Source organism: Leifsonia sp. Leaf336 (assembly GCF_001423695.1).
In the GTDB taxonomy this organism is placed as follows: domain Bacteria; phylum Actinomycetota; class Actinomycetes; order Actinomycetales; family Microbacteriaceae; genus Leifsonia.
In genome coordinates this window covers 589,081-603,098 of record NZ_LMOZ01000002.1, presented here as the reverse complement: position 1 = coordinate 603,098, position 14,018 = coordinate 589,081, and the positions used below count along the sequence as shown (strand labels likewise).

The window sequence follows — 14,018 nt, the reverse complement described above, 5'->3', positions numbered from 1 at the left end:
CTGTGCGATCCGGCGGTGGGGCCGGATGGCCGACGACGACGTCGACGGTGACTGCGCGCGGGTGCGCGGTGCGTCGAGGACGGCTGTCGTTGCGGGCACGTGCTGATCCTTCCTTCGGGCTCGATCACGGATACCCTTGACAACAATGCTGATCTCGAAATATTCCGCCCCCGACTTCGATCCGTACGGCGACAACCGCGTCGACGAGCCGAACACGCTGTGGGCCGCACCGGTCGCCGACGGCCCGGTGACGGCCTCCGTCTCGCTGCCCGGCTCCAAGTCGCTGACCGCTCGCGAGCTCGTGCTCTCGGCTCTCGCCGACGGCCCGTCGCTGCTGCGTGCGCCGTTGCACTCGCGCGACAGCGCCAACATGGTGGAGGCGTTGCGTGCGCTCGGCGTCTCGATCGTCGAGAAGCCGGGCGCGAGCGAGTTCGGCAGCGACTTCCTGATCACGCCGGCCGAGGAACTGCTCGGCAGCACCACGATCGAGTGCGGCCAGGCCGGGACGGTCATGCGCTTCGTCCCGCCGCTGGCCGGCCTCGCGCTCGGCCCGACCATGTTCGACGCCGACGACTCCGCCCGGGGGCGGCCGATGGGCACGATCATCGCCGCGCTGCGCGCACTGGGCGTCGACGTGAACGACGACGGCCGTGGCGCTCTCCCCTTCACGGTGCACGGCACCGGAGCTGTCGCGGGCGGCGCCACCGAGATCGACGCGTCCAGCTCCAGCCAGTTCGTCAGTGCCCTGCTGCTCTCGGCGAGCCGGTTCGCGGAGGGGCTCGACCTGACGCACTCCGGCGAGCGCCTGCCGAGCCTCCCCCACATCGAGATGACCGTCGCGGCGCTGGCCGAGCGCGGCGTGACGGTCGAGTCGCCGGAGGTCGGCCGCTGGATCGTGACGCCCGGCAACATCGGCGCACGCGACGTCGACATCGAGCCCGACCTCTCGAACGCAGCGCCTTTCCTGGCCGCGGCGGTGGTCACGGGAGGCACGGTGACCATCACCGGCTGGCCCGCCTCCACGACGCAGGTCGGCGCCGACCTGGCCGACCTGCTGCCGTTGTTCGGCGCCACCGTCAGCCGCGACGGCGACCGGCTCACCGTCACCGGGCCGGAGCGGATCCGGGCCGTGCAGCTCGACCTCACCACCGGCGGCGAGCTCGCGCCGGCGATCGTGGCGATCGCGGCACTGGCCGACGGCCCGAGCGAGATCACCGGCATCGGGCACATCCGCCACCACGAGACCGACCGGCTCGCCGCACTGGCGGCCGAGCTCAACGCGCTGGGCGGGGCCGTGACCGAGTTGGAGGACGGCCTCCGCATCGAGCCGCGCCCGCTGCACGGCGGCGTCTGGCGCAGCTACGAGGACCACAGGATGGCGACCGCCGGCGCGATCGTCGGCCTGGTGGTGCCCGGGGTCGAGATCGAGAACATCGCGACGACCGCCAAGACGCTGCCGCAGTTCCCGCAGCTGTGGACCCGCATGCTCGAGACGGGCACGGCGGCCTAGATGTCGTGGTGGTCGGATGACGACGACGAGGACGACGAGTACGACCTCTACGACGAGTCGACCATCCGCAGTCGGCCGAACCCCAAGGGCAACCGTCCCCGGTCGAAGCAGCGGCCGGAGCACGCGGAGGCCGAGATCGCGCGCGTGCTCGGCGTCGACCGCGGCCGTTATACCGTGCTGCTCGACGAGGACACGGCGGAGGAGCGTCAGGTGGTCGCCGCCCGGGCCAGCGAGCTGCGGCGCAAGCCGATCGTGACCGGCGACCGGGTCGCGGTGGTCGGCGACACGACCGGCGACGGGGGCACGCTCGCCCGCATCGTGCGGATCGAGCCCCGGACGACCCTGCTGCGGCGCAGCGCGGACGACACCGACGAGGTGGAACGCGTGGTCGTCGCCAACGCCGACCAGATGCTCATCGTGGTCGCCGCGGCCAACCCCGAGCCGCGCACGCGTCTCGTCGACCGGTACCTGGTGGCGGCGTACGACGCGGGGATCGAGCCCATGCTGTGCGTGACCAAGATCGACCTCGCCGACCCCGCGCCGTTCCTCCACAACTTCGCGGGCCTCGACCTGCCGGTGTTCACCAGCCGGGAGGATCACATCCCCGTGGACGAGATCACAGCGGCGCTGATCGGTCACGACACCGTCGTGGTCGGGCACTCGGGCGTGGGCAAGTCCACCCTGGTCAACGCGATCGTGCCGGGGGCGTTGCGCGCGACCGGCCATGTCAACGAGGTGACGGGTCGCGGCCGGCACACGTCGTCCTCCACGGTGTCGCTGCGCGTTCAGAGAGGCTCGGAGCGCGGCTGGGTGATCGATACACCCGGAGTGCGCTCGTTCGGGCTGGGCCATGTGGACACGGCCAGCATCCTGAAGGCGTTCACCGACCTGGCGGCGATCGCCGAGGAATGCCCTCGTGGCTGCACCCACCTCCCCGACGCGCCGGACTGCGCGATCATCGAGGCCGTCGAGGAGGGCCGGCTCGGCGACACCGGCCGTGCCCGTCTCGACTCCCTGCAGCGGCTCCTCGCGACCTTCGCCTCCTGACGTCCGTCGAGGGGCACGTTGTTGTCGCCCTCGGGCCGCGAAGGGGACAACAACGTGCCCTTCGGCGACCGAGGTGCGCCGCGCGAGGCAGAATGGAGGCATGACTGAGGTTCGACTCGAGGCTGGACAGCCCGCGCCCGCATTCACGCTCCACGACCAGGACGGCTCTCCCGTCTCGCTCGCCGACTTCGCCGGCGACAACGTGATCGTGTACTTCTACCCGGCGGCGATGACGCCCGGCTGCACCACCGAGGCGTGCGACTTCCGCGACAACCTCAACTCGCTCGCGTCCAGCGGCTACAAGGTCATCGGCATCTCCAAGGACGCGCCCGCCAAGAACAAGGAGTTTCAGGAGCAGGAGCGCCTCAACTTCCCGCTCCTGTCGGACGAGGACCTCGCCGTCCACAACGCCTACGGCGCGTACGGCGAGAAGAAGCTCTACGGCAAGACCGTCACCGGAGTCATCCGCTCCACGTTCGTGCTGAACCCGGACGGCACCGTGCGACTGCCGCTCTATAACGTGAAGGCGACAGGACACGTCGCGTCACTGCGGAAGAAGCTCGGCCTGGACTGACCGGCCGGCCGGGGATCGGCGACGTCATTCGGCGGGCGCGGAACGGCGCCCCCGGACGATCCCGAAGACGACCAGGAGCGCCGACGCGGTCGTGAGCAGGCTGCCCGCGAGCGTGACGGCGGCACGGAACTGTGCGGTCTGCACGATCGTCCAGTGGGCTGTCGCGATGTCGCCCGCGAACAGGGCGGCGAGCACGGTTCCGGCGACCGCGATCCCGAGTGCCGATGCGACCTCCGATGACGTGTCGGTCAGCGCGGCGCCGATCGTGGTGCGGTCGGCGGGCAGACCTCCGATGACGTTGACGGCCGCGACGACTCCGTTCACGCGCAGCCCCGCCGCCACCAGGGCGAGTGTGAGGGCCACCCAGACGTAGCCGAAGCCGCTCAGCGCGGTGTAGACCGCGAGGCCGGCGACGACCGCGGCAGAGCTGAGCCACGCCGCCCGTACGATTCCGACGCGCTTCACGAACGGATCCACGAACGGGCCGAGCCCGATCAGCACGGCGACCTGCGGCAGCATGCCGAGTGCGGCGAGCGCGGGAGGCCATCCCCAGTCGAGCTGCAGCTGCAGGGTCACGAGGTATCCCATGCCCGCCATCGCGATGCCGGTGGCCGCCTTGTAGGCGAGACCGCTCGACACCAGCGGTCGTGCGACGAGGGCGAGATCGAGGAGCGGATGCCGCGCCGAACGCTCGCACAGCACGAACAGCACCGCGCACACGAGTGCGCAGGCGGACACCGTCCAGGGCACCCAGGAGCCCGCGCCCTCGTTCAGGAACAGGCTCGGCGCGACCAGGGCGAGGACGATGGCGGCCGTTCCAAGCAGGCCGCCGACGACGTCCGCCGGCGCACGGTGCAGGTCCGCTGGGTCGTCGCGGGCGATCCCGAACCGGATGCCGACGGCAGCGAACACGGCCACCGGGACATTGACGAGCAGCAGCACCTGCCACGGCGCGACCGCGAGGACCAGGCCGCCCAGGGTCGGGCCGATCGCCAGCCCGATGAGCCCGACGGTCGAGATGAGCGTGATCGCCCGGACCCGCAGGCTCTCGGTCGCGAACAGCCGGAAGGCGAGCGCGGCCGAGCCCGGCGTCGTCATCGCAGCGGCCACGCCCATCGCCGCGCGCACGGCGATCAGCTCGCCGGCGTCGGTCACCCAGAGCGTCGCGAGGCTCGCGAGGGCGAGCAGCGCGAGACCGATCAGCATGACGCGACGCCGGCCGAAGCGGTCGGCCACAGCGCCGAAAACCAGCATGAGGCCTCCGAACACGACCGCGTAGACACCGGTCACCCACTGCAGGGCGACGGTCGACGCACCGAGACTGCGGCCGATGCTGGGAAGCGCGACGGTGAGGATCGAGTTGTCGAGCATCTCGAAGAGGAACACGCCCGAAAGCCCGGCGAGCGCGATCCAGGCGTCGCGCAGAGTCTGCGGCGGGCGCCGTGCGGCGACGGGCGGTTCGGCCAGTTGAGTCTCCGGCGTCATGAGGTCCTCCATTCTCGGGCGAGCATTGTTCGCTTCACGAACATCGTTCGTCTATGACGAACACTGTTCTACTACCGAACGCCGTTCGTGTCAAACTGCTAGGATCGACGCATGACGGAACGTGCGAGCTCGCGAGACAGGTGGGCGGAACAGGTCGCCGCCCTCGAGGCGCGCGGAGGGCGGCCCTCCGGAGGCGGCGCCTCCGTCGGCCGCGCGCGCAAGCAGCCCCTGAGCAGCGAGCGCATCGTGGAGGTCGCGTTCGACATCATTGCGGCCGAGGGCTACGAGGCGCTGACCATGCGACGGATCGCGGTCGCCCTGGGAACCGGGCCCGCTTCCCTGTACGCCCATGTGCGCAACAAGGCGGAGCTCGACGACCTGCTGATCGGCCGGCTCTGCGCGGCCGTCCCGCTCCCCGAGCCGTCGGCGACCGACTGGCGCGCGCAGTTCCTCGACGTCTGCCGACACCTCCGCGACGAGTACCTCCGTTATCCGGGCATCTCGGCGGCGGCGTTCACCGCGGCACCGAACAGCCTGGAGACGATGCGGATCAGCGAGGGGCTCCTCTCGATCCTCCTGGAGGCCGGAGTCGAGCCGAACCGCGCGGCCTGGACGATCGACGCGGCCTTCCTGTACGTGAGCGCGTACAGCCTGGAGCACTCGCTGCGCGAACAGGCGGAGGAGCGCGACGGCGAGCCCGCGCGCGACGCCGGCGAGCTCGCCGAACGCCTGCGGATGCTGCCGCCCACGCTCTTCCCGAACACCGTCGCCCACGCAGACGCATTGACGTCCGGCCGCGGCCACGAACGGTTCGACTTCACGCTGGAACTGCTGCTGCGAGGCGTCTCCGACGGGAGCTGAGCCTCCCTAGGCCGGCAGCCGCGGAACCGACGCGAGAAGACGCTGGGTGTACGGGTCGGTCGGCGAGCCCAGCACATCGGCCGTGCGACCCTGCTCCACGACCCTGCCGCCCTGCAGCACGACCGTCTGCTCGCACAGCGACGCGACGACGCTGAGGTCGTGCGAGACCATCACGATGGTCGTCCCCTCGGCCGCGGCCAGCCGGCCGAGCAGCTCGATGATCTGGATGCGCGTGGTGACGTCGAGCGCACTCACCGGCTCGTCGGCCAGCAGCACCCTCGGACGCGAGACGATCGCTCGCGCGATCGCGATGCGCTGGCGTTGGCCGCCGGAGAACTCGTGGGGGTATCGACCGGCCGCGTCAGCGGGCAGCGACACCGCGCGGAGGGCCTCGGCCACGCGCTCCCGCGCGTCGGAGCCGGAGGCGATCCGGAGCGAGGCGAGTGGTTCGCCGACGATCCTGCCCACGCTCTGCCGCGGATCGAGCGACGAGTAGGGGTCCTGGAAGACCGTCTGCACGCTGCGCCGGAACGCGCGCATCACGGCCCGGTCGCGCCGATCCAGCGGGGCACCGTCGAAGAGCACGCCGCCGGAGGTCGGCGACGAGAGACCGAGCAGCAGCGAGAGCACGGTGGTCTTGCCCGCGCCGGACTCCCCCACCAGGCCGACGCTGCGGCCCTGCTCGACGGCGAACGAGACGCCGTCGATGGCGGGTGCCGGAGCGCCCCGGTAGCGGAATCCGGCATCGCGGAGTTCGAGGACGGCGGTCACGGCACCTCCAAGGCGGCGTCCAGCTCGCGCGCGCTCCGGACGAGCTCGGCGGTGTAGGGGTCGGCCGGTGCCGTCAGGATGCGCTCGATCGTGTTCTCCTCCACCACCCGGCCGCCGCGCAGCACCAGCGCGCGCTCGGTGAGCTTCGACACCACGGCGAGGTCGTGGCTGACGAAGAGCAGTGCCATGCCACGGTCTGCGACGAGCGCGTCGAGCAGCGCGAGGATGTCGGCCTGCACCGTCACGTCGAGCGCAGTGGTCGGCTCGTCGGCGATGAGCAGCTGGGGGCGGCACGCGAGCGCCGCCGCGATCGCGACGCGCTGACGCTGGCCGCCGGAGATCTCGTGCGGGTATGCACGAGCGATGCGTTCGGGATCGGGCAGGCGCACCTCATCGAGCGCGGCGTGGACCGCGTCCCGGAGGGCGGCGCCCCGCAGACCGAGATGCCGGCGCAGCGGCTCCGAGACCTGGGCGCCCAGCCGCATCAGCGGGTCGAGCGCCGTCAGGGGCTCCTGGAACACCGTGGAGGCCGTGCGACCGCGCAGCGGAACCAGCGAGCGCTCCTTCGCCCCGATGACCTGGGCGCCGGCGAGCTCGACGCTCCCCGTCGCGGTGAGCCCCTCGGGGAGGAGACCGGTGATCGCGAACGAGGTGAGCGACTTGCCCGACCCCGACTCGCCGATCAGGCTCAGCCGCTCGCCGGCGTCGAGGCGGAACGAGATGCCGTCGACCAGCGGCGAACCGTCGCGTGCGGTGACGCCGAGCTCCTGCACATCGAGGATCATCGCGACCTCCTGCGAGTCGGGTCGGCGACGTCGCGCAGGCCGTCGGCCACCAGGTTCACACCGACGACGAGGACGACCAGCGCCACGCCCGGAGCGATCGCGCCCACCGGAGCGACGGCGACGGTGCCCTGAGCCTCCTGCAGCAGGCGACCCCACGACGCGTTGGGCGGCGGGGCGCCGAGGCCGAGGTACGACAGGCTGGCCTCCGCCAGGACGGCGACCCCGAACTGGAGGGCGAGGTTGACGCTCAGCGTCGGCCAGATGTTCGGGAGGACGTGACGGCCCACGATGCCGGCCCACGAGGTTCCCGACGTGCGTGCGGCGGTCACGTACTGCTGCGCCAGGACGCGTTTGGCCAGGACTCGCGTGAGCCGGGCGACCACGGCCGACATCGCCAGGCCGATCGCGAGGATGGCCGTGCCCAGCGACGCTCCCTGCGCCGCGACGATGAGCATCGCGAGCAGCAGGACGGGGAACGCGATGATGATGTCGAGAATCGCCGAGATCGTATCGTCGAGCCATCGGCTGGCGAACGCGGCCAGCATGCCGATGGAGATGCCGATGATCGCGCCGATCACCACGGCGCCGACGCCGACCGCCAGAGCGATCCGCGCCCCGATCATCAGTTGCGTGGCCAGGTCGCGGCCGAACCGGTCGGTGCCCAGCCAGTGCGCGGCGCCGGGCGGCTGCAGCCGGCCGCCGGAGGTGTCGCCTTGCGCGTACGGGAGCCAGGCGAACGACACGGCGGCGACGAGCACGACCAACCCGACGAGCGTCAGACCGACGCCGAGCGTGACCGACCGGCGCGCTCGCCGGCGCGCCCGGTCGCTCGGGCCGGGCGCCGCCTGCGCGGCCTGCTCCACCACCGCGCTCATCGATTGCCCGAGATGCTCTGCCGCAGACGCGGGTCGATGAGTCGCTGGGCGATGTCGGCGAGGAAGCCGACGATGAGCACCAGCAGTGTGGAGACGAAGAGGATGCCCTGGATGTCGGGATAGTCGTGCTGCTCGATCGCCGTGAGCAGCATGCTGCCGAGCCCCGGCAGGGTGTAGACGCTCTCGACCACGACCGCGCCGAGGAAGGTCGTCGCGAGCTCGATGCCGAGGATGGAGATGATCGGGACCGCTCCGTTGCGCAGGCCGTGCCTCCACATCGCGCGGCCGAAGCCGGAGCCCAGCGCGCGCGCATTGCGGAGGTAGTCGCTGCCGATGACGTCGAGCGTCGCGCTGCGGACGTAGCGCGCAATCGAGGCGCTCATCACGATCGCGATGGTGATGACCGGCAGCGCCAGCGACTGCAGCGCTGCGGCCGGATCGGCCCAGTCGTCGCGCGGGAAGCCTCCCGACGGGAACCACCGCAGATCGATGGCGAAGGCGTCGACGAGCAGGATGCCCACCCAGAACACCGGCACCGCGATGCCGAGCTGCGAGAACGCGGAGAGCACGAGGCCGTACCAGCGGTCGGCCTTCCACGCGGCGACGAAGCCGATCGGGAGGGCGAGCGCCAGGGCCAGGACGAACGACAGCAGCGTCAGCGGGACGGTGACCGCCAGCCGCGACGCGATCTCGGGCCCCACGGGCAGCGACGTGATGAACGACTGGCCCAGGTTCAGCGTGAGCAGCGAGCCGAACCAGTTCGCGAACTGCTCGGGCAGCGGGAGGTTGCTGCCGACCTGCTCCTGCGCCGCCTTGATCTGCTCCGGCGTCGCGCTGGCCGACAGCAGCGCGTTGGCCGGGTCGCCAGGGAGGACACGCAGCAGGAAGAAGAGGACCACCATCGCAAGCAGCAGCGACACCAGCAGGAATGCGGTGCGGCGCAGGAGGTAGGAGGTCATGACCACTTCAGGGTAATAGCTCGCTCAGCGTAGATGCTCGGGGAGGCCGTTCGTGGCCTCCCCGAGCATCAGTGGAGAACGCGGCTGGGCCGCGAGCTGTGGGTTACTTCTTGACGATGTCGTACGCGTAGAACTGCGAGTTGAGCCCGTTCACCGGGTATCCGCTCACCGAGCTCGACGCGACGACGATCTGCGGGTACAGGTACAGCCACGCGCTGGCGGCGTCCTTGGCGATCTGCTCGTTCACGAGCTTGAGCTTCGCCGTCTGCTCGGCCGTGGTGGAGGCCTGCTCGGCCTCGTTCACCCACGTGGTGACCTGCGGGTTGTCGTAGCCCCAGTAAAAGTCGGGGTTGCCGTACCAGACCACGTCGCGGTCGTTGACGTGCTCCTGCAGGGTGGCGACGAAGTCGTGGTTCTTGAAGACCTTCGTGTACCACTGGTCGGCCGAGATGGAGTTGATGTTCACCGTGACGCCGACCTTCGCGAGCTCCGTCTTGAGGAACTCGGCGACCGCGGGGTGCGGGTCGTAGGTCGGGGTGTCCAGCGTGAAGGTGAAACCGTTCGGGTAGCCGGCGTCGGCCAGCTCCTTCTTCGCGAGCGAGACGTCGTACGGGTTCACCTTGGTGAGGTCCTCGTACCAGGGGTCGCTCGGCGGCACCATCGAGCCGATGAGCGTGCCGTACTTGCCCCAGATCGAGCTGAGCAGCTTCTTGGTGTCGATCGCGGAGTAGACGGCCTTGCGGACCTCGGCCTTGTCGAAGGGCGCGACCTTGTCGTTGAAGGCCAGGAGCTCCTTGGTCGTCGATTTGCCGTTGCTGATCGTGTAGCTCTTGTTGCCCTCGAACTGGGTCAGCGAGTCCGGGCTCTGGATGCTCGTGACGACATCGACCTGGTTGGTGAGCAGGGCGTTCGAGAGGGCGCTGGCGTCGGTGAAGTAGTCGTAGACGACTTCTTTGTTCTTCGCCTTGTCGCCCCAGTAGCCGTTCCACCGCTCGAGGCTCAGCGAGCTCCCGCGCTTCCAGGTGCCCAGCGTGTAGGGGCCGGTGCCGTCCTCCGATGTCTTGTAGTTCGTCGTTCCCGGGCCGTAGATCCACACGTAGCTGAGGTTGTAGGGCAGCGAGATGGAGCGGGACTTCAGCGAGATGACGACCGTCTTGTCGTCGGGGGTCTGGATGCCCGAGATGACGGCGAGCTGCGACTTGCGGGCCGACTGGGAGGCGTCCGCGAGCACCCGCTCGATGCTGGTCTTGACCGCGGCGCTCGTGAGCGCCTTGCCGGAGTGGAACTTCACCCCGTCGCGGAGGGTGAAGGTGTACGTCAGGCCGTCGGAGCTGGTCGTGTACTTGGTGGCCAGCAGCGGCTCGACCTTGCCCGCGTCAGTGAGTTTGAACAGGCCCTCGTAGACGTTGCCGTTGAGCGCCTCGGTGACGCCCTGGCCTCCGCCCGCGGTGTTGTCCAGGTTGACGGGCTCGTAGAGCGAGCCCACGGCGATCGACGCGTCGGTGCCGGCCGACGACGACGATGTCGCGCCGGAGCAGCCGGCGAGGGTGAGTGCCGCGGCGATGCCGATCGCGAGCGTGGCGAGCAGGGGGGTCTTTCTCAACAGAGTTCTCCTGTGCTGTGGGGAGGGCGAAAGGGAGGGGGGATGAAGCTCAGTGGGCGGCGCCGTCGCGGAGCACGACACGCTTCTCGCCCGCGGTCACGGGCACCGCGAAGCGGTTGTTCCGCGGCGGCAGCGGGCAGTTGTACTGGTCCGAGAAGCCGCAGGGGGGCACGAAGGCCCGGTTGAAGTCGAGCACGGCGTTGTCGCCGTCGCGCGTGACGAAGAGGAATCGACCGGAGGCATAGGTGCCGTCGGGGCCGTCCGCGCCGTTCGTGGGGTCGCCGAAGACCAGCAGCAGCGTGCCGTCGTCGTCGAACGCGCTCAGCGTGTAGTCGATGCCGTCGCGCTCGAACGTGATGTCGCCCGGCACGACGAGGTCGCGGGTCAGCCCGTTGTCGCGGATGTGCTCGAACGGGATCGTGCGCTCGCCCGCGACGGGTGTGAAGCGGGCCTCGATGATCCAGGAGGGGTCGAAGGGGAACGCCTCGATCGTCTCGAACGCGCGGATGGCCGGGGAGTCGGCGTCCCACAGGCGGATGCCGCGCTCGGGCTCGCCGGTGTCGAGGTTGCGCCGGCTCAGTTCGGTCGCGGTCACGGTCGCCGGCTGCCCGGCGAGGGCCTGCTCCGCCGTCGTCCCGTCGCCGTCGGCGAGCCAGCGGGTCTCGATGAGTGCGAGGTTGCCGGTGGGAGATGCGACCGACGCCAGTCGCCGCGCGCGCCACTCGGCGTAGCCGTCCTCCGCGGTCTCGATGGCGGACAGAGAGGCGAGGGCGGAGGTTTCAGTCACGATATCGGGCATAACAGAGAGAGTCTCCGTCTTGTTCCCATGCCGGCGCTATTCGTGTGTCTCCGTGTTGCGTGCGTCGGCGCGGGCGGTCGCGCGCACGACCGACGGAGTCAGGGCGAGCACGCCGGCGACCACCGCGGGAACCAGGAGCGCCCAGCCGAGGTCGGGCCTCGCGACGAGGCCTTGGAAGCTGCCCACCGCGACCGCAATCATCAGGATCTGGATCGTGACGATCGACGCTCGCGCCCAGGCGTGCAGCCGCAGGAGGCCGACGAGCGTCGCGATGACCCAGGCCGCGCCCAGCGCGACGAGCACGGTGATCGCCACGGCGGTGGTGTACGACTGGGGCTTCTGAGTGAGAAGCTCGAACAGGAGCCAGAGCGCGAGCCCGGTCACCAGGAGCGCCTCCAGTGCCACGATGACGGCCAGGACGATGAGAAGCGGCGGCCTGGCGGGGCCCGCGGGCACGGGCGCGGACGGATCGGGCACTATAGCATCCAGACGTTTCGAGTGTGTGTTCACAGCGTTATCCCATACAAAACTATTGATTCGGGTTAACCGCTATGGGAGCATATTCAAGGCCGAGTTAGTGCTCACAGGGTGGTGGGCAGGTCTCATTCCCCATGGATCTGAAGAACCCTGTAACGCGGCTGCTTACCTGCATTCTAGGCCCCTCGGGCCAGGAAACATCCAGCAAACAAGGAGCATATCTTCATGGATTGGCGCGACAAAGCCGCCTGCCTGACCGCGGACCCCGAGCTGTTCTTCCCCGTCGGAAACACCGGGCCAGCGGTCGACCAGATCGACAAGGCCAAGGCGGTCTGTGCTCGCTGCACCGTGACGGAGATCTGCCTGCAGTACGCCCTCGAGACCGGGCAAGACTCGGGCGTGTGGGGCGGTCTCTCCGAAGACGAGCGCCGTGCGCTCAAGCGCCGCGCCGCCCGCGCGCGCCGCGCCTCCTGAGCCCCGAACCCAGGCTCCCTGCAATACACCGCCGCCGAGGCGGCGCTCCTGAACACCTAGCAGACGTCATCGTCCAGGAGCGCCCCTCGGCGTTTCTCGTCGTGGAGCCGCCTGCCGAGGCGTCTCAGACGGTGGTGAGGTAGCGGAGCGGCACCTCGATGGTGACCTCCGTGCCCTGACCCATCATCGTGTGCCAGTCGATGGCGCCACCCAGCTCCCCCTGGATCAGGGTGCGCACGATCTGGGTGCCGAGCCCCGAGCCGACCTTGCCCTCGGGCAGGCCGGACCCGTTGTCCACGACCTTGACGGTGAGCGACTCGTCCGACCGGTTCGCCACGATCTCCACCTGCCCCTCGCGCCCGGCCAGGCCGTGCTCCACGGCGTTCGTCACGAGCTCGGTGAGCGCGAGCGCCAGCGGCGTCGCGTACTCGCTCGGCAGGGATCCGAACCTGCCGGACTTCTTGGGGTGCACCGTGGTCGTGTGGCTGGCCGCGACCTCCGCGACCAGGAGCAGGACCCGGTCGAAGACGTCGTCGAAGTCGACGATCTGCGCGAGACCGGTGGAGAGCGTGTCGTGCACGACCGCGATCGCCGCCACCCGCCGCATCGCCTGGCTCAGGGCCTCCCTGGCCTCCTCCGAGTGCGTGCGGCGCGCCTGGATGCGCAGCAACGACGCGACGGTCTGGAGGTTGTTCTTGACGCGGTGGTGGATCTCGCGGATCGTGGCGTCCTTGGTGATGAGCTCGCGCTCCTGATGCCGCTGCTCCGACACGTCGCGGCACAGCACGATCGCGCCGACGCGCTGCCCGCGGTTGCGGATCGGGATGGCGCGCAGCGACACCGTGACGCCGCGCGCTTCGATGTCGGTGCGCCAGGGCGCACGGCCGGTCACGACCAGCGGGAGCGACTCGTCCGCAGTGATCGCGCCGGCGAGGAGGCCGGTCGTCACCGTGGCGAGCGACTCGCCCTCCAACTCACCCGTGAAGCCCATCCGGTTGAAGGCGCTCAGCGCGTTGGGGCTGGCGAACGTGGTGACGCCGTCGACGTCGAGGCGGATGAGGCCGTCCGCTGCGCGCGGCTGGCCGCGCCGCGGTGCCGCCGGGGCCCCGAGATCGGGGAAGTCGCCGCTGGCGATCATGTTGAACAGGTCGTTCGCGCAGTCGTTGAACGTCAGCTCCTGACGGCTGGGCGTGCGTGCCTCGCTGAGGTTGGTGTGCCGCGTGATGACGGCCACCGGCTCAGGCGCCGTCTCGGGCGAGTGGACGCTCAGCCGCCGGATCACCGGGACGGCGCGCACGCGCGTGGGCGTCTCCTCGTACCAGTCCGGGGCGGAGGTGTCGATGATCTCCTTGGTGCGGTAGGCGTCGGTGACCTGCTGACGCCACTCCGGCTTGATCCGCTGGCCGACGAAGTCGCGGTAGAAGAGCGTCGCCGCACTCGACGGGCGGGCGTGCGCGACCGCGACGAAATCATCGTCGGTCGTCGGCACCCACAGGACGATGTCGGCGAAGGCCAGATCGGCGAGCAGCTGCCAGTCACCGACGAGCGAGTGGAGCCACTCCACGTCCGCCTCGGAGGAACGACCTTGAGCATGGACGAGATCACTGAGCGTCGACACTCCCCCACTATAGACAGACGCCGTCGCGCCTCGTGACAGCCGCGTGGAGGCCCGCCCGGTGGCCGAGGTGGAACGAGTTGTCCACACCCGCGTTGATGCCCTGGACCCCCGCGAACCGCGCTGCTTGAGTGAGACGCAGCCAATCGACGAACCGTCGAACAGAAGAATCGAGCTCCATCA

The 14,018-nt window shown here is 70.0% G+C and carries 14 protein-coding genes; 5 read left to right on the top strand and 9 right to left on the bottom strand.

The features are described from left to right. Window positions 1–145: 145 nt before the first annotated feature. From aroA to bcp, 3 genes are all read left to right on the top strand, one after another. On the top strand, window positions 146–1,510 hold the full coding sequence (gene aroA, locus ASF88_RS11695) for a 3-phosphoshikimate 1-carboxyvinyltransferase (RefSeq protein WP_055918360.1): 1,365 nt from the start codon (window positions 146–148) through the stop codon (window positions 1,508–1,510). After that, on the top strand, window positions 1,511–2,557 hold the full coding sequence (gene rsgA, locus ASF88_RS11690; RefSeq protein WP_055918356.1) for a ribosome small subunit-dependent GTPase A: 1,047 nt from the start codon (window positions 1,511–1,513) through the stop codon (window positions 2,555–2,557). Between the two features lie 100 nt (window positions 2,558–2,657). Beyond that, window positions 2,658–3,131 carry a thioredoxin-dependent thiol peroxidase gene (gene bcp, locus ASF88_RS11685; protein WP_055918353.1) on the top strand — a complete coding sequence of 158 codons (474 nt, stop codon included), beginning with the start codon at window positions 2,658–2,660 and terminating at the stop codon, window positions 3,129–3,131. 24 nt (window positions 3,132–3,155) lie between these two features. On the opposite strand, the gene ASF88_RS11680 is transcribed toward bcp, so the two are convergent. Further along, the gene (locus ASF88_RS11680; RefSeq protein ID WP_055920356.1) at window positions 3,156–4,616 is read right to left on the bottom strand and encodes an MFS transporter; all 1,461 of its coding nucleotides are present in this window, start codon (window positions 4,614–4,616) and stop codon (window positions 3,156–3,158) included. A 111-nt stretch (window positions 4,617–4,727) separates the two neighbouring features. Between ASF88_RS11680 and ASF88_RS11675 the strand changes: the two genes are divergently transcribed. Further along, entirely contained in the window at window positions 4,728–5,477 is a 750-nt protein-coding gene (locus ASF88_RS11675) for a TetR/AcrR family transcriptional regulator (RefSeq protein WP_055918350.1), read from the top strand. A gap of 6 nt (window positions 5,478–5,483) precedes the next feature. Here ASF88_RS11675 and ASF88_RS11670 read toward each other — a convergent pair whose 3' ends face one another. From ASF88_RS11670 to ASF88_RS11640, 7 genes are all read right to left on the bottom strand, one after another. After that, window positions 5,484–6,248, bottom strand: a complete 765-nt coding sequence (locus ASF88_RS11670) for an ABC transporter ATP-binding protein (RefSeq protein ID WP_055918347.1) — start codon at window positions 6,246–6,248, stop codon at window positions 5,484–5,486. Beyond that, window positions 6,245–7,033: an ATP-binding cassette domain-containing protein gene (locus ASF88_RS11665; RefSeq protein WP_055918344.1), complete on the bottom strand. Its 789-nt coding sequence runs from the start codon at window positions 7,031–7,033 to the stop codon at window positions 6,245–6,247. Before ASF88_RS11665 ends, ASF88_RS11670 begins: the two co-directional genes overlap by 4 nt. Further along, window positions 7,030–7,908: an ABC transporter permease gene (locus ASF88_RS11660; RefSeq protein WP_055918341.1), complete on the bottom strand. Its 879-nt coding sequence runs from the start codon at window positions 7,906–7,908 to the stop codon at window positions 7,030–7,032. Before ASF88_RS11660 ends, ASF88_RS11665 begins: the two co-directional genes overlap by 4 nt. Next, on the bottom strand, window positions 7,905–8,867 hold the full coding sequence (locus ASF88_RS11655; protein ID WP_055918338.1) for an ABC transporter permease: 963 nt from the start codon (window positions 8,865–8,867) through the stop codon (window positions 7,905–7,907). Before ASF88_RS11655 ends, ASF88_RS11660 begins: the two co-directional genes overlap by 4 nt. 103 nt (window positions 8,868–8,970) lie before the next feature. Beyond that, window positions 8,971–10,470, bottom strand: a complete 1,500-nt coding sequence (locus tag ASF88_RS11650) for an ABC transporter substrate-binding protein (protein ID WP_235493420.1) — start codon at window positions 10,468–10,470, stop codon at window positions 8,971–8,973. A 49-nt stretch (window positions 10,471–10,519) separates the two neighbouring features. Next, entirely contained in the window at window positions 10,520–11,269 is a 750-nt protein-coding gene (locus ASF88_RS11645) for a DUF1684 domain-containing protein (protein WP_055918335.1), read from the bottom strand. 36 nt (window positions 11,270–11,305) lie between these two features. After that, window positions 11,306–11,746 carry a hypothetical protein gene (locus ASF88_RS11640; protein ID WP_055918332.1) on the bottom strand — a complete coding sequence of 147 codons (441 nt, stop codon included), beginning with the start codon at window positions 11,744–11,746 and terminating at the stop codon, window positions 11,306–11,308. 225 nt (window positions 11,747–11,971) lie between these two features. On the opposite strand from ASF88_RS11640, the gene ASF88_RS11635 reads away from it, so the two are divergent. Next, the gene (locus ASF88_RS11635) at window positions 11,972–12,220 is read left to right on the top strand and encodes a WhiB family transcriptional regulator (RefSeq protein ID WP_018190103.1); all 249 of its coding nucleotides are present in this window, start codon (window positions 11,972–11,974) and stop codon (window positions 12,218–12,220) included. A gap of 124 nt (window positions 12,221–12,344) precedes the next feature. Here the strand turns inward: ASF88_RS11635 and ASF88_RS11630 are convergent, their stop codons facing one another. Next, the gene (locus ASF88_RS11630) at window positions 12,345–13,838 is read right to left on the bottom strand and encodes a sensor histidine kinase (RefSeq protein ID WP_055918330.1); all 1,494 of its coding nucleotides are present in this window, start codon (window positions 13,836–13,838) and stop codon (window positions 12,345–12,347) included. Between the last annotated feature and the right edge of the window lie 180 nt (window positions 13,839–14,018).

Coding starts and splice junctions, on each gene's coding strand:
- aroA (WP_055918360.1), top strand. CDS start 146: ATGCTGATCTCGAAATATTCCGCCCCCGACTTCGATCCGTACGGCGAC.
- ASF88_RS11655 (WP_055918338.1), bottom strand. CDS start 8,867: ATGACCTCCTACCTCCTGCGCCGCACCGCATTCCTGCTGGTGTCGCTG.
- ASF88_RS11645 (WP_055918335.1), bottom strand. CDS start 11,269: ATGCCCGATATCGTGACTGAAACCTCCGCCCTCGCCTCTCTGTCCGCC.
- ASF88_RS11680 (WP_055920356.1), bottom strand. CDS start 4,616: ATGACGCCGGAGACTCAACTGGCCGAACCGCCCGTCGCCGCACGGCGC.
- ASF88_RS11635 (WP_018190103.1), top strand. CDS start 11,972: ATGGATTGGCGCGACAAAGCCGCCTGCCTGACCGCGGACCCCGAGCTG.
- rsgA (WP_055918356.1), top strand. CDS start 1,511: ATGTCGTGGTGGTCGGATGACGACGACGAGGACGACGAGTACGACCTC.
- ASF88_RS11665 (WP_055918344.1), bottom strand. CDS start 7,033: ATGATCCTCGATGTGCAGGAGCTCGGCGTCACCGCACGCGACGGTTCG.
- ASF88_RS11660 (WP_055918341.1), bottom strand. CDS start 7,908: ATGAGCGCGGTGGTGGAGCAGGCCGCGCAGGCGGCGCCCGGCCCGAGC.
- bcp (WP_055918353.1), top strand. CDS start 2,658: ATGACTGAGGTTCGACTCGAGGCTGGACAGCCCGCGCCCGCATTCACG.
- ASF88_RS11675 (WP_055918350.1), top strand. CDS start 4,728: ATGACGGAACGTGCGAGCTCGCGAGACAGGTGGGCGGAACAGGTCGCC.